This is a genomic window from Clostridium luticellarii (assembly GCF_002995845.1).
GTDB lineage: Bacteria > Bacillota > Clostridia > Clostridiales > Clostridiaceae > Clostridium_B > Clostridium_B luticellarii.
The window spans coordinates 1-14,064 of record NZ_PVXP01000034.1; the positions used below are offsets into that span (position 1 = coordinate 1).

Sequence of the window (14,064 nt, forward strand, 5' to 3'; positions counted from 1 at the left end):
GTATTTAAATGACTAATAAAAGATATGTTTATTTTATTATTTTCTGGTAAAATATAAGAGTAGTAAAGTTACCTTATGGGGGAATAACAATGAAGGATAATTTGGCAAATTTAGATATTAGAATAAATAATTTAAAAGAAACTCTATATTCACTGATGAGAAGTGGTAATCTTACAGATGAAACAGTGATTAGGTGCAGTGAAAAGCTGGACAAGCTAATCCTGGAATATCAAAGGGAAAACAATTTTAATTAAATATTTTTATATGATAAAAATAAGGGGTAAAACCCCTTACTTTCTTTAAATTTTAATCTGTAAAAATCATTTCGTATAACATATGCCTTTATTCCCTTTTACTTATGAAAATCAGCTATTATCTTTGAAAGTTTACCTGAATAAAATATGTATTCCATGTGAAGGGCCCGGGTAAGAACTACATAGAGTATTTTCTTGTCCAATTCACTCTCAGTATAATTGCTTTGGTTACAATTATAAATTATACTACAGTCAAATTCCAGACCTTTTGTCATGTATGATGGAATTATTATTTTGTCATCCTTCAGCACATCATCATTTTCTCTTACTAAATTCCAATTGTAAACACTGTATTTTTTCAAGTAATCCCTGATCTTTTTGCACTGGTCATAAGTTTTCCCTATGACAGCTATGGTATTTTTGCTGCTGTCATAAACTTTTTTAACTATTTTATCTAAATTTTCACTAAAATCTCTGTTATTTTTGAATTCAACTATTTTAGGAGAATCCCCGTGTCTCAAGACAGGTGCCGCAGCTTTCAAATTATTTTTTTGAATTTTGAGCACCTTGTTTGCAAATTCTATTATTTCTACCGTAGAACGATAGCTTTGAGTTAATTGAAAATATTTTACGCTGCTTCCAAATATATCTTTTATTAGGCCGTTCCAGTCGGATATCCCCCTGTAATCATATATACCCTGTGCAATATCTCCGACTATAGTCATAGAATCACTTGTACTCATTTCCTTTAAGACTTCCATTTCAAAACTGCTGTAATCCTGAGCCTCATCTACCACAAGATGCTTATATTTAAATTTTTTGGGAACTCCTTCTATTTTAAACTTCAAATAACAGAGAGCAGCCAGATCATCACTGTCTATTACATTATTCTGTCTATTTGTCTGTACTTCTTTTGCAAGATCATCCCAGATACTTTTAGAAACTTTTCCAGCTGCAATTTTTTCAAATACTTTCTGATCAGTCAAAAATTTTTCGTAGAGTTTGGATGTATCAACTTCGGTCCATCTATCAAAATAATCTTCAAAATTCTTTTTTGCTGTAATTGTCGCTTCTTTCTTTTTCCTATCCCTTTTATCATATATATCTATGATTTTTTTTCTCCTGTCTAAACCATCTTCCATGGTCTTCTTTAATCTGGCAACTTGATAATCATAAAAAAAATCTATTTTATCAACTATTTTATTTATTTTATCATCTATTTTCAGCTTAAAATATCTTTTTATTTCGTGTTTCCTTCGATTTACAGGCATATGGCTCATGTCTTTCAGATAAAGTCTGTATATTTCCTGACTGTTGAATAAAATATAACTGTCTACTTTTATGTCTCCCATGTCCAGATCTTTTTTCTCAATATATTTTACGTAATCATCAATTAGTTTTTTATATAGAACGCTTCCTCTTATACGGCTGCACAGGCTTATATTTTTTTTAGAAGAAATTTTACTATCCTCAAGAATATGTGCCAATTTCTTTTCTTTAGTATATATTTTCCCCTTGATGTGAAGCAGTTCACTGCACATTTCTTCAAAGGTCATCTGTTTTACATTATCTATTCCCAAATCAGGAAGAACATCAGATATATAGCTTAAAAAAAGTTTGTTGGGAGCTATAACCAGAACATCTTTTCCATTTAACTTATCTTTATATCTGTATAATAAATAAGCCAGTCTATGGAGGGCCACCGTAGTTTTTCCAGACCCTGCAGCTCCTTGAAATACAAGAGTGCTGTTTTTTTCAGTTCTTATTATATCATTCTGCCCTTTCTGAATAGTTGCCACTACATTTTTAAGTCTGTTGTTTGCACTTTGATTTAAATTTATTTTCAAAAATTCATCCACCAGTGAATTGCCCTCTTCATTGTCGGATTTAAGCATTATTTCATTTATTCCCTCATCAAAGGCATTTTTTAATTTCCCCTTTTCAATCAGAAATTTCCTTTTCAAACTGAGTTCTCCGCTTATCACTCCAATGGGGGATTTGTAAAATGTTTTTCCTTCCACGCCGCTGTAATATAGATCTGCTAGGGGAGCTCTCCAGTCAATTACCTTTTCATCTCCATTTTGTATATCACCCAGCCCAAATTTACCTATATAAAAAGTTTCTTTCTGGCCCTTATATTCCCTGAAATCAATTCTTCCAAAATAGGGCTTTTCTCTGCTTTCCTCGTATTTTTCCAAATTTTTATGGGTAATATTATATAATTTTTCTTTTGTATCCAGTTCTTCATTATACCTTCCCTTAGATTGTTTCCTAAGATCTTCTATACTTGTTTTTAATTTCATATCATCTGATTGTATATTTTCTATTTCTGAATTTATCCAATTTAAAATATCCTTGAAATGTTCTTTTTCAATTTTCATCTCACCGCAATCTATGGACACATTATCCCTTCTCTCATATAAATAGCATTTATAACAAAGCTCAAGTGATTTTTAGGCTCAAATGGAGTTTACTCATTTGGATAAATTTTATATTTAACATTATAATATGTCAAGGGTGCAAAAAAGCAGTATGAATTGAATTCATACTGCTTTTTGCTTTCACTTGAATTTTTATTGTTTGCCGTTAAATTCTCTTTAGGCTCAAGCTTCTGGAAAGTGCCCCTAAAATACCTAGAGCAATAGCTCCATCTATCATATGGTGAATAAGTGTACCTACTCCAACTACTATGAGCACCTTGTACATAGTAAATCCAAAAGGTATTACTGCTATAGCTTCAAGTATTCCATGGATAGGTGCTGTAAGTACTATGATCTTTTTAAAGGATATTCCTCTTTTCAGCATGAGCGCACCTGCCAGTCCCACAAATATATGGCTGGCAGCTCTTGCTGCTATTACAAGAGGTGAAGTAACCAAAAATCCTATTACGGATCCTATACCTACCATTACTGCTGCAAAAGGCCCCAAAAACATTGATATGAACATGGGTACATGAGCAGCTAGAGTGGCACTGAAAGGTCCGAATTGTATCTTTAAAATTCCAAAAGCCGTTGGTATTACAATTGCCAAAGCTGTCAGAAGACCTGCATAAGTAAGTTTTTTTATATTATTCATTTTTCTCCTCCATACTAATGTATATACTGATATATATACATTAGTATATATGCATTGGCTCTAAATGTAAAGCCATAAATCCAAATTGACCCTTTTATAAAATAAATGTATAATTTATTTATGGACGATTTATAAGGAGGGAATATATTTGGCAGTAAGAGAGATATTGCAATTTGGGGATAAATTACTAAAAAGGGTCAGCAGACAGGTTAAAGAAATAGATGAGGAAACTTTAAAGGTTATAGAGGATTTAAAGGATACTTTAAGCAACAGCCCCGGTGGTGTAGGACTTTCTGCTCCTCAAATAGGAATACTTAAAAAAATAATAGTCATAGATCTGAAAGAAGAGGATTCAAAACCCATAATTTTGATAAATCCCAGGATAATCAAAAAAATAGGCAGACAGGAGAGCGTGGAGGGATGCTTAAGCTACCCGGGATATGAAGGTATTGTAATAAGGCCCAAAAAAATTATAGTGACAGGTCAGGATATACAGGGCAATGAGGTTACCTATAAGGTAGACGGACTTGTGTCCAATGTATTCTGTCATGAAATAGATCATTTATCCGGCATCCTGTATACAGACAGGGCAAAGAAAATATATAAGGTAGAAGCTACCGATTAATACAGACAAAGGGCTTTCTCAGCATCAGCTGTCTTGAAGTTATAAATGCTAAGACAAAGCCCTCTGCATACATATGTCCGGTTAAAAATACTTTACGTAAATCCCCTTGGAGCCAAACATGCTGCCAATTAGAGGTAATTTTATTTTTTCATATATTAGCACATCTTCTCCCAATTCAAGCCCTTTTTCCACATATACATTTACACCCTTGTAATTGTAACTATTATATATTTTTTTACTGCCTTTAAAATCTTTTGAAAATTCTATAGTTATATCCCTAACTTCCATAGAGCAGCAGCCTCCGGATGCGGAAACAGTTTTAACTATGAAATCCCCTTCCTTTTCTCTTGCATAATTAAGAGCTCTATCGTCAATAGTCAAATTCATAATATGGACTCCTTTCAATGTGATTTAAATGTGGTTGAACAGATATAATTCCCTTTCTCCGTCAAATAGTACATATCCGTTTTCTTTTTCTATGATAGAATTATTCAATAGCTTTTCTATATTTATAGAAAATTTCTCAATATGATAATTTTTTGATACATCTATATCTCCATTCTGGATTTTCTGTTTTATAAGTTTTTCTCCACATTTGTCTCTGTACCTCAATAAAAAATCTGGAAGCCATCTTTTTTTATTGAACTTAAGATAATCATATTTTATTATTTCATTTAATTCAATACTTTTTTCATTCAAATACTGTTTTTCAAATTCAACAAATACCCTGTAATATTCTACTGATGATATGTTTCTGTCCAGATAGCCTCTGTTATAAAAAAACATTCCCAACTCATAGTAAAAGTCAAAAGCAGTTTCAAATTTGGGTATGAAATAATTCAGTATATGTATAAATTTCCCCGAGTTATAGTATTTGTCTACGATTTTCTCAACTATTTTCAATATGACAAGCTCTTGATAACTTATACTGTCTGTTTTCAGGATCTCATAGGGAGCATAGGGAGAATATACCATACCCCATTTTTCCGCTTCCTCCCTCATGTCAGAGCCTTTTAGGAGCTTTAAAAAGCCAAGTTGAATTTCTTCCGGCCCTATAGTATGTACATCATTGAAGGATCTTTTAAAGGATTTGAAATCCTCTTCCGGAAGCCCCGCTATTAAATCAAGATGCTGTTTTACATTGCCGTATTTTTTTATTTCTTCAACTTTTTCCTTTATCTTTTCAAATTTCACGTGTCTGTCTATATTACCTAAAACCCCATTATTTGTAGTTTGCACCCCGACTTCAAGCTGAATTCTTCCCGGGGGAGCCTTGTGAAGCAGTTCTATTTCATCCTCCGTGAGAATATCCGCTGAAATTTCAAAATGAAAGGTAGTGTTCGTCTGAGCATCTATTATGAATTTCCAGAGCTCCATAGTGAATTTATGATTGCAGTTGAAAGTCCTATCTACAAATTTTACAAGTCTAATATTCTTTGTCATTAAAAATGCAAGCTCTGCCTTTACCCTTTCAATATTTAAAAATCTTACACCTTTAATAGTGGAGGATAGACAGTATTTGCACCCAAAAGGACATGCTAATAATACATAAATGATATTAGTCAAAAGGTAAATATTAATAATATTTGGATATATAGACATATCGTTAACATTTTGTTAAAATATTAATAAAGGGAGATGAATATATTTATTGTCTATATTCTAATATTAATATAAATTAATTTAAATTTAAAGGAGAGATTTTAAATGAAAAAATTGTTATGTGTTTTAGTGTTGGCTGTTTCTCTGTGTTTTGTAGGAGTAGGTTCTACAGAAGCACAATCTGCAACGCAATATGGGAAAGATGCATATAATGTACCACAATATAAATGCTGGACTATAACTTTAAATAAAGAAGTAGATTATGGCACACTATCTGCAAATAATATATATGTAGTAGATAGTAAAAACAATAGAGTACCTGTTCAAACTGCTTTAACGCAAGGCAAAAAGATTCTATACCTATTTAATATAGAACCTTATAAAGCTGGAGAGACTTATACAATATATATACAGAATTTAAAGAGTACTACAGGAGCAACAGTAAAACCTATATATTTTAGGTTCCACATTGCTAATTAAGAGTAAATTAAAAGAGGCATGAAAGCCTCTTTTTTTAATAGCCTGATGGAAATACCAATTGACGTGTTTCTGGTTTTATATTCTTACCTATTGCAGGATTTAAATATGTAGTATTATCACCTTGAAGTAATATAAATTGTTCATTAGATATATTGCCAAAATCCTCAACCTTCTGTAGTTCAGTTTGTGGGAAGGTTAATTTCATTCCTATATCTTTAGTAGTTTTTCCGTACTTGTCTGTGAATTCCGCCATTCCTTCTAGCCTAATGGTTTGATATTTTTTAAATTCATCATTTTTATAAATTTTTTCCAAATTTAATTTAGAATGGTATATCATTTGAGTAACAAAATTATTTTCGTTTGTATAATCTACCTTAAACTGTATAGTAGCTATGTTATTTGTCGTATCCACTATGAGCTTACCTTCTTGAAAATTTTTAGATACCAACTGTTCTAAGGTATCTTTTTTAACTACTGGTTTAGGCGTTTCTTTTTTTACTTCTGGTTTTTCCGCTTTAGGTGTTTCTTTAGATACTTCCTTTTTCGTATTCGCTGCAGGTTGTGTTTCAGTAGGCACATATTGCCCTGCTATCCCCGTAACTATAAAAGATATTATTAAAATAATTAAATTCCTTTTAAAATTAGTTTTGTCTTTTCTTTTAAGCCCTCTTATTACTAAAAATAATGAGACTGCAAAAACCACGGCACCAATATAAGCTATGAATTTCATTACATATTCCCTCCCTTTTAATTAACTATATTTTAACAATTTATGAACATCTTGTCCATATTCAAGTATAAAAATAAAGCCCTACCAGAATAACTTAGTAGGGCAATAATTATTTCTGAGCTGGTTTAGCTGCTGTATTATTTGTAGTAGCCGGAGTTACAGCGTTTTTTACAGTGGAAAGCTTACTTTGTAATGTAGTTACTTTAGCTTTTAATTCTGTATTTTCTTTTGTAGCTGCATTCAGTTTCTCTTGTATAGGTACAATCTTTTCATCTATAAGCTTGTTTATATCGGTAGATCCGCTCTCTTTAACTGCCCATTCTATAATCAATCCTATAACATTTGTAAGAGAATCGCTAACTTTTATTCCTTTACTGGCTAAAAAATTAGTCAACCCCTTTACCGCGGTATCTTTTCTTTCCCCTGCCGTGAGCTGGCCTGATAAATATAACTGTTGCACACCTCCAACAATTTTTAAGGCCATTTCAAACAAATTCTTAATATCTATCTTTTTATACTTCAAGTATCCAAATAGGAAAATCAGTATCACAACAACCAATATAGCTCCAGATATTATATATGCACTATTCATTTTATATTACCTCCATAAATTTTATTCATTGTTTAGAAAAATACTCCATGTTTCTATTCTTAAAACTCCATCTGTCGGTCTGCCCCAGTTCTTCTGTAAATTAGTAACAGCCTGGAAAGTTGGTTCATCATAAACTTTTTCTTTATAACTTCCGGGTTGTAAATATCCATAGCTTTCTAGTTTCTGCTGTATCCATAAAACTACATAAGACTTATGGCCCTTTACTATAATGTTTTGTATCCCTTTTAGTGCTGCCATGGTTGCTGGTCCTGCTACTCCACCTACAACCAATCCAGCATTGTATTCAGAGTTTAGATCATACTGTAGCGCCCTTATCTGCTCTTTTAATTTATCTGCAGGTGGTGTGTATCCACCAGAAATTAAATTCCAGAGGGTATCAGTCATATAATTTAAATCAACATAGCCACTTACTCCTGATATTTGCCCCTTATCTGAATATTGCCATATACCATAACCATCGTAAAAACCTATATCTGGACTAGATACTCCATAGTTTGCAATCCATAATGGATATTTCATTATAGAAGCATTAAGATGGGTCCTTAGCCATGAAGGATTGCAGTAAATTAAAGGTTGTGCTATCTGAGCTATGTTATCTAAAAAATCTAAACACAGCCCAGTAATATCACCCTGGCAACTGTTTTCTGCATCTAATACAATCATATCCGGAGTAGTATCCTGAATGAAGTTTAGAAAGTTTTGAAGCTCCGATTCCTCTTTTGCTATATCTGCAAAATGGGAAAAATGATAGGCACCTGTTTTTAATCCAGCTACCTTTGCATTTGACATATTTTGATGATACTTTTCATCTTGAGAACCACTTCCGGAAGTTCCCTCTGTAGCCCTGCATATTACGAATTCACTCCCTGCATTTTTGATAAGTGACATATCAACATTTCCATTTAAATTGCTTATGTCTACCCCTCTATGCATAAAATTACCTCCTATTTATTTTTTTAGCTGCTCAAGTGCTTTAACTAATTTTTGCGGCAGTGGAAGTCCACATTTACCGCAGTTTTCTAAAATAGAAATGCCCTCGTTCGCTATGTAAAAATAACAAACAAGGGTACGAAAAACCCATATTCCATTGTTTAGAAGTCTGTCTAAAAGTACCGCCACAATAAGCACTACAAGTATAGATGCTTTCTTTGCAATGCCTTTATACCCTACTTTAGAATTTAACCTGCATTGTATCCATGCATTTAAAAGCCCTGTTCCATAGTCGAGTACCATGAATACAACCAACACAATCAAGCATGTATCCCACCCACCAAAACAATACGTCAATACGCTCCCTATCCCCGCCACTATAGTATTAAAAACGTGTTTGTTCACTTTGTCACCTCCTGCATAGCCTTAATCTGTGTTTGTAAATCTGCCACCTGTTTTTGCAGTTCCTCCATTGTCGGTCCAGCCTGTTGCACCTCTTTTGCCACATCTGTAAAATACTCCGTGTAATCCTGCGTAGAGTCCATAAGAACCGTAATATCTTTTACATACACATCTGTGTCCTGCCATTTGCCTTGGATTTCCTCCGCAAAATTCTGTGGAATTCCTATTATATTAGTGTTTTCTGGGCGGGGATATTCTGCCGGGAGTGGTCTATTATCACCCCAGCCGAACAATTGTATAATCTTTCTATTTGTATCCACTATGGCATAATAATTCAAGTTATCATCTCCTAATACAAACGTACTGTACCACTCCAGCTGTTGCCGCCCGAGCTGTAATTTCTAATGGTTATTTGGCTTGTACTGTTGTGGTATACGGTAAGGACATTATTTCCGGTATTCCCATCTAACTGCACGATTGGATAATACCCCAAACTATGAGTTATGGTTGTAGTACTATTACTGCTTAATGTTATAGAAGTTGAATATGCTACACTTCCTCTTCCGATATGATACAGATGTCCATTAGAAACTATTTGATTTCGTTCCACATATAAGTCGGATGAAGTTAGGGCTGAATAATCTGTCCCATTTTTTAGATAGACTGTAGGCCCATTACCTTGGTTATTAGCGTATAACGTTGCCGCATAATCCGTACTGGAGCCATATACATTTATTAGCCCAGCGTCATATTGGCTTGAGATACCCATCTCAACCTTGTGGCTTTCGTCGTTGTCATGCAAGATTAAAGTGCCACCACGATTAGAAGCCGCAAATCCAGATGAACCTATTGTTACATTCTTGTCTCCAGAATTGTTGTAGACATAAATTCTGCCGCCGTTTATATCCGGCATAGCATCTACAAGTGTTGTTCCATAAGCAACGATAGTATCACTATAGGTTTTTAGATGTACAGTGAATTGCAATACATTTACTTCTATTCGGCTTTCTTCGCTATTGCACATAGCATATAGGTATATATACCCATCCGACGATAATACATTTTTGATGTACTGGTAATCCTGCGGGTTAGCATCTTGGGTAACTGTTTCAGCTCTTATTGTAGTACTGTCAGGCGAAGCGATAATAAATCCAGAAAAATTTCTTTCATAATTTGGGTTCCAGATACCCATATTTAAACTTAGAGTATTAAGATCTGCATCTGTAGCCTTTGCGGCCCAATTAAATGTAATACTATCTATAGCATTTGCCAAAGCTGTTATGCCGGTACTGTCTAATGTTCCGCCATGTATTCTATTGTATTCCGCTACAAGGTTAAATCTAAAAATGAAGAATGGATATTTTCCAGTCCCAGCACCAAAAGCCTTAGTAGTACTAGTATCCTTTATCCAGTCCCAGCCATCACTATCTGTTAAAGCTACTTGAGTTCCATCATTATAAGTAATCCAATCAGTATAGGATGTAATATTGTCCCGCTGCTTATCTATCTGCCCATATCTGCACCAGATATTATTATCTACAAAGGCTCTGTCTTGAGCATCTATAGTTACAACTTCACTATTCGTCTGCGTAACCTGCAACTGATGGGCTACTAAATTAGTAACATTTATTTTACTTGCGTCTAGTGTCCCTGTTGTTATTACGCTTGCATCTATAGAGCCAATTACTCCAGATGCGGCTGTAATCGTGCCCGTTTTCATCTGCGCGGCTGTAATGGTGTTACTTGCAATTTCATTGGCTGTTATAGTCTTAGACGCGATTTCCCGGGAAGTTATGGCTTCAGCTACAATCTTATCCCCTGTTATAGTACTTCCTGCTATTAAATTTCCTTGTAATAATCCTGCATTTATATTAGATGCATTTAGATTTATTATAGTAGCTAGAGAAGCATCTAGAGTGCCTGTCCGTATTCGAGAACCATCTATAATAGTACTTCCCCCAGATTGCAGAGAAGAAACTGTTACATAACCATTAAGATTTATTTTACCAGCATCTATTGTTACTGTAGTGGCTGTTTGGTTTATAAGAGAAGCTATTGTATTCCCGGTGTAATCTGTTTGAGATACTTTTAGGGATATGGCGGCGTCTATATCTTCGGGGGCAGGCGTCCAATCCGTAGCTTTATTTCCTCGTTCAACTTTTACGTTTGCTATATAAAATGTTTCCAGGCCAGCTCGGCTATATGCTATTACTCCGAGTTTTGTGTTAGAACTTATTGTAATCATGAACCTTTGCCATTCTGTAGTTATAGATACTGCATTTTGAGCATAGTCTCTCCCGAAATTTATTGTAGTTGCTGTGTCTGCCTTTAGCCACCCAGATATTGTGTAGTTATTAATAGTCTCTGTGTCACTGGAAAAATATTGGTATATTCCTTTATTCGCAGCAGGCGCAACTACTTTGCAACATTGTCCAAAAATATCATCTGACATTATTGTATAAGTAGCGCCATTATTTTTCCAGTGAATAAACCCATTAGCAAAATTACTGTTTAGTAATAAATTTCTTCCACCAATTTGGATACTATCTACAGCCAGAATCAATCCTGCATTACTACTAATATCCAGATTTTTACCAAAATCACTCGTTACTTTATTCACTGCTATAGAATTAGCAGTAATCTTGTCCCCACCAATACTATTGGCTGCAATCCTATCGGCAGATAGTGTTCCTGTGGTAATTTTTCCTGCATCTAGGTTCGAAATAGCCGTATTCCCTAATCCATTTAATACCCAACTAGCTCCATCATATACATTCACACGGTTGTCATTTGCTGTATCAAACCAGATGTCACCATCCGTGTAAGCTCCTCCGGTTGGCTGTGTAGCCTGCCTATAGATAGAATTTTTCCCATTCGCTGTCGTTCCTATGGCTTGTAAATCGGTATTTAGGTCTGTAAATTGTTGTTGAATATCTTCGGGTGCAGGCGTCCAATCCGTAGCTTTATTGCCCTCTTCCAGTTTAGCTAACGTAATATTAACCGTTCCTGCTTGTGTAAGCCAAAAATAAAGGCCTTGAGTTGAAGTTGACCCTTTTAGTGTGTTAATGATATATTTCTGCCAATCTGATGTTACATTAACAACAGATTGGCCAATTCCACCCCATAATTCTGTATGTAGTACCTCGTCACCTACAGAGCCTTTGGCGTAAAACGTTAAACTGTATTGTTGACCATTTTTTATACCACCAATCACCTTGATGCCAATATTATGTCCTGAGCCTCCACCGCCAGATGCAACAATTTTTATAGAATTTATCCCATTGTATTGTATATCAGTGTCTAAACTTGCCGTATGATTTCCATAGTGGCCCCAATTTGATATACCATCAGAAAAATCACTATTCCTTATTAAATTTCTCCCGCCAATTTCTATTCCATCTATAGAGGTATTTATATCCTCCTGCGTGGCTTTACTATCTATCTCCCCGGTTACGTCTGCACCCAAATGATTTAAGTCTATGGCTCCCGGTGCAATCTGTTGTCCATTTATGGTGCCTACAGTTATATTGGAAGCATTTAAATTTATAACATCTATTGTTCCTGCATCCAAAGTACCAGCCGTTATTTTACTGGCAGTTAACCCTACAATCTTAGCATCTGTTATAGAGCCATCTGCTATTTGCACTGTATTGATTGCACTTGTTCCTATAAGAGCGTTTGTAATTGCACCATTTTTTATATTGGCTGTATCTATTGTGGCACTTGCTATTTTAGCTCCAGTTACAGCAAGGTTTTGTATCTGTGCATTGCCTATGGCCGCATCTGCAATTATGCCGGAATCGGCTGTTATAGTGCCAGTTTTCATCTCCGTTGCTGTTATGGAGTTAGCCGCTATTTTATCCGCAGTTATGGTACGTGCCCCAATTAGATTGGCATTTATGGTACCAGCATTTATCCAGTCTGCATTGAGGTTAATTACTCTTATGAAATTTGCATCTATAGTGCCAGCAGTAATTTTGTCGGCACTTAGGTCGTGGATTTTGGCATCTGTAATTGAAGCATCTTGTATTTTAGCTGTAGTAATTTCAGCATCTTTTATCTTAGCCGCTGTAATCTGGGCATCTCCTATTTTTGCAGTAGTAATTTCAGCATCTTTAATTTTGGCATTGGTTATCTGTGCATCTCCGATTTGGGCTGTAACTATTTGTACATTCTGCACCTTTGTCCAATCAATACTATCTACCTTATCACCAGAGACACCATCTATTTTGTCACCATTTACTTCACCTGTTGCCGTAGTAATATCGGAAAGCTGTTCATCTACCTTGGTAATTCTGTCAAAGTAATCTTCCATAAGGGTGTATTCACTGTCAAGCTGCAATGTATTTTTGCTAGGATTCTCTGGATAAGTAACCATCTGTACTATTCTTGCAGTTCTACGTATCTGGTTTCTCCTATCCATAATGGTTATGGTGTCGCCTAGGTTGTATTCAAACTCATCATATTTATCTGCCCATCTATTTACTTCTGCAATCCTAGCTAAATCCAATACATTTACATCAAAAGTAATTTTAGGCTGACTTAATATACTAAGTTTACGTATTGCATCTTCTTTTAAATCCTCGGCATTTGTATATTGATCGGAAGCCCAGTAGGCTGTTATGTCTTGCGCCGTATACTGGTGATTTTCCACATAAGATAGACCGTCATTTACTTCTGTTATATCTAGATTATCTTTCCCAATAGGTATAAGACGTGTCACTAAATCCTCTGTATCTTCTGTCAGATTTAAAGATATTAGATTAATTTTATCGTCAAAAAAAACGCCCTTGTTTTCAGAGACGTCTCTATCTAAATGAACTATTTTATTTTTTGCATCAAACTTTAAATCAGTCATAAACAGCTCTGCAACTTTTTTTACTATGTCTAAAGCTGTAGAAGTCTTCATGGCTAGGCTTCTCTGTTCTGTATTTATACTGCTGTAATGCCCCCAACCTGTACCATTTAAAGCATTGGTAACTAATACGCCTAAGTATTCATCTGGTCTGGAAAAGGCAAGATTAGTAGTATTAGTCAATTCATCCAAATACACTGTTGCTGTTACATATAATATACCATTTTGCGGATTCACTTTTTTTATGACATATTTCTGGTCTTCGGTTTCAATGAAATATTGGCAATGTATCTGTGAAGACATATCGTCTAGTATCTCTTCATTAGTTCCATAATAACTGTATATAGGATATTGAAATTCAAGTGTATCTGTGCCAGAAGTACTCTGAGTTCGTTTTATCTCCTTGGCATTTGGTAATACACCTATAGGTGAACCTGAATCGTTATATAACATTAGCATAGTTAACTCACCCTTTTACAATAAAAAAAGAACTTATTT

Annotated in this window: 12 protein-coding genes and 1 pseudogene; 3 read left to right on the forward strand and 10 right to left on the reverse strand. The window is 34.7% G+C overall.

Features of this window, described 5'->3' with window-relative positions:
• Positions 1–89: 89 nt before the first annotated feature.
• On the forward strand, positions 90–254 hold the full coding sequence (locus tag CLLU_RS11265) for an aspartyl-phosphate phosphatase Spo0E family protein (protein WP_106009886.1): 165 nt from the start codon (positions 90–92) through the stop codon (positions 252–254).
• Positions 255–352: 98 nt separating this feature from the next.
• Here the strand turns inward: CLLU_RS11265 and helD are convergent, their stop codons facing one another.
• Both helD and CLLU_RS11275 read right to left on the reverse strand, forming a co-directional pair.
• On the reverse strand, positions 353–2,656 hold the full coding sequence (gene helD, locus CLLU_RS11270) for an RNA polymerase recycling motor HelD (protein ID WP_106009887.1): 2,304 nt from the start codon (positions 2,654–2,656) through the stop codon (positions 353–355).
• Between the two features lie 184 nt (positions 2,657–2,840).
• Positions 2,841–3,329: an ECF transporter S component gene (locus CLLU_RS11275; protein WP_106009888.1), complete on the reverse strand. Its 489-nt coding sequence runs from the start codon at positions 3,327–3,329 to the stop codon at positions 2,841–2,843.
• A gap of 148 nt (positions 3,330–3,477) precedes the next feature.
• Here CLLU_RS11275 and def point away from each other — a divergent pair, with 148 nt between their 5' ends.
• Positions 3,478–3,954 (forward strand): peptide deformylase, encoded by a 477-nt coding sequence (def, locus tag CLLU_RS11280; protein WP_106009889.1) that lies wholly within the window; start codon positions 3,478–3,480, stop codon positions 3,952–3,954.
• Positions 3,955–4,035: 81 nt separating this feature from the next.
• Here def and CLLU_RS11285 read toward each other — a convergent pair whose 3' ends face one another.
• Entirely contained in the window at positions 4,036–4,341 is a 306-nt protein-coding gene (locus CLLU_RS11285) for a hypothetical protein (protein WP_106009890.1), read from the reverse strand.
• Positions 4,342–4,365: 24 nt separating this feature from the next.
• Positions 4,366–5,559 (reverse strand): annotated as a pseudogene (locus tag CLLU_RS11290) (B12-binding domain-containing radical SAM protein); the annotation flags it as partial.
• A 102-nt stretch (positions 5,560–5,661) separates the two neighbouring features.
• Between CLLU_RS11290 and CLLU_RS11295 the strand changes: the two are divergent.
• Positions 5,662–6,036 (forward strand): Ig-like domain-containing protein, encoded by a 375-nt coding sequence (locus CLLU_RS11295; RefSeq protein ID WP_106009892.1) that lies wholly within the window; start codon positions 5,662–5,664, stop codon positions 6,034–6,036.
• A gap of 34 nt (positions 6,037–6,070) precedes the next feature.
• Here the strand turns inward: CLLU_RS11295 and CLLU_RS11300 are convergent, their stop codons facing one another.
• The 6 genes from CLLU_RS11300 to CLLU_RS11325 form a co-directional block, all read right to left on the reverse strand.
• Entirely contained in the window at positions 6,071–6,766 is a 696-nt protein-coding gene (locus tag CLLU_RS11300; protein ID WP_106009893.1) for a hypothetical protein, read from the reverse strand.
• A 109-nt stretch (positions 6,767–6,875) separates the two neighbouring features.
• Positions 6,876–7,358, reverse strand: a complete 483-nt coding sequence (locus tag CLLU_RS11305; protein ID WP_106009894.1) for a hypothetical protein — start codon at positions 7,356–7,358, stop codon at positions 6,876–6,878.
• Positions 7,359–7,379: 21 nt separating this feature from the next.
• Positions 7,380–8,312 carry a GH25 family lysozyme gene (locus CLLU_RS11310; protein WP_106009895.1) on the reverse strand — a complete coding sequence of 311 codons (933 nt, stop codon included), beginning with the start codon at positions 8,310–8,312 and terminating at the stop codon, positions 7,380–7,382.
• A gap of 15 nt (positions 8,313–8,327) precedes the next feature.
• Positions 8,328–8,714 carry a phage holin family protein gene (locus CLLU_RS11315; RefSeq protein ID WP_106009896.1) on the reverse strand — a complete coding sequence of 129 codons (387 nt, stop codon included), beginning with the start codon at positions 8,712–8,714 and terminating at the stop codon, positions 8,328–8,330.
• Positions 8,711–9,049, reverse strand: a complete 339-nt coding sequence (locus CLLU_RS11320; RefSeq protein ID WP_106009897.1) for a hypothetical protein — start codon at positions 9,047–9,049, stop codon at positions 8,711–8,713. The genes CLLU_RS11315 and CLLU_RS11320 overlap by 4 nt, the downstream gene beginning before the upstream one ends.
• An 11-nt stretch (positions 9,050–9,060) precedes the next feature.
• On the reverse strand, positions 9,061–14,025 hold the full coding sequence (locus CLLU_RS11325) for a phage tail spike protein (protein ID WP_106009898.1): 4,965 nt from the start codon (positions 14,023–14,025) through the stop codon (positions 9,061–9,063).
• Positions 14,026–14,064 lie beyond the last annotated feature (39 nt).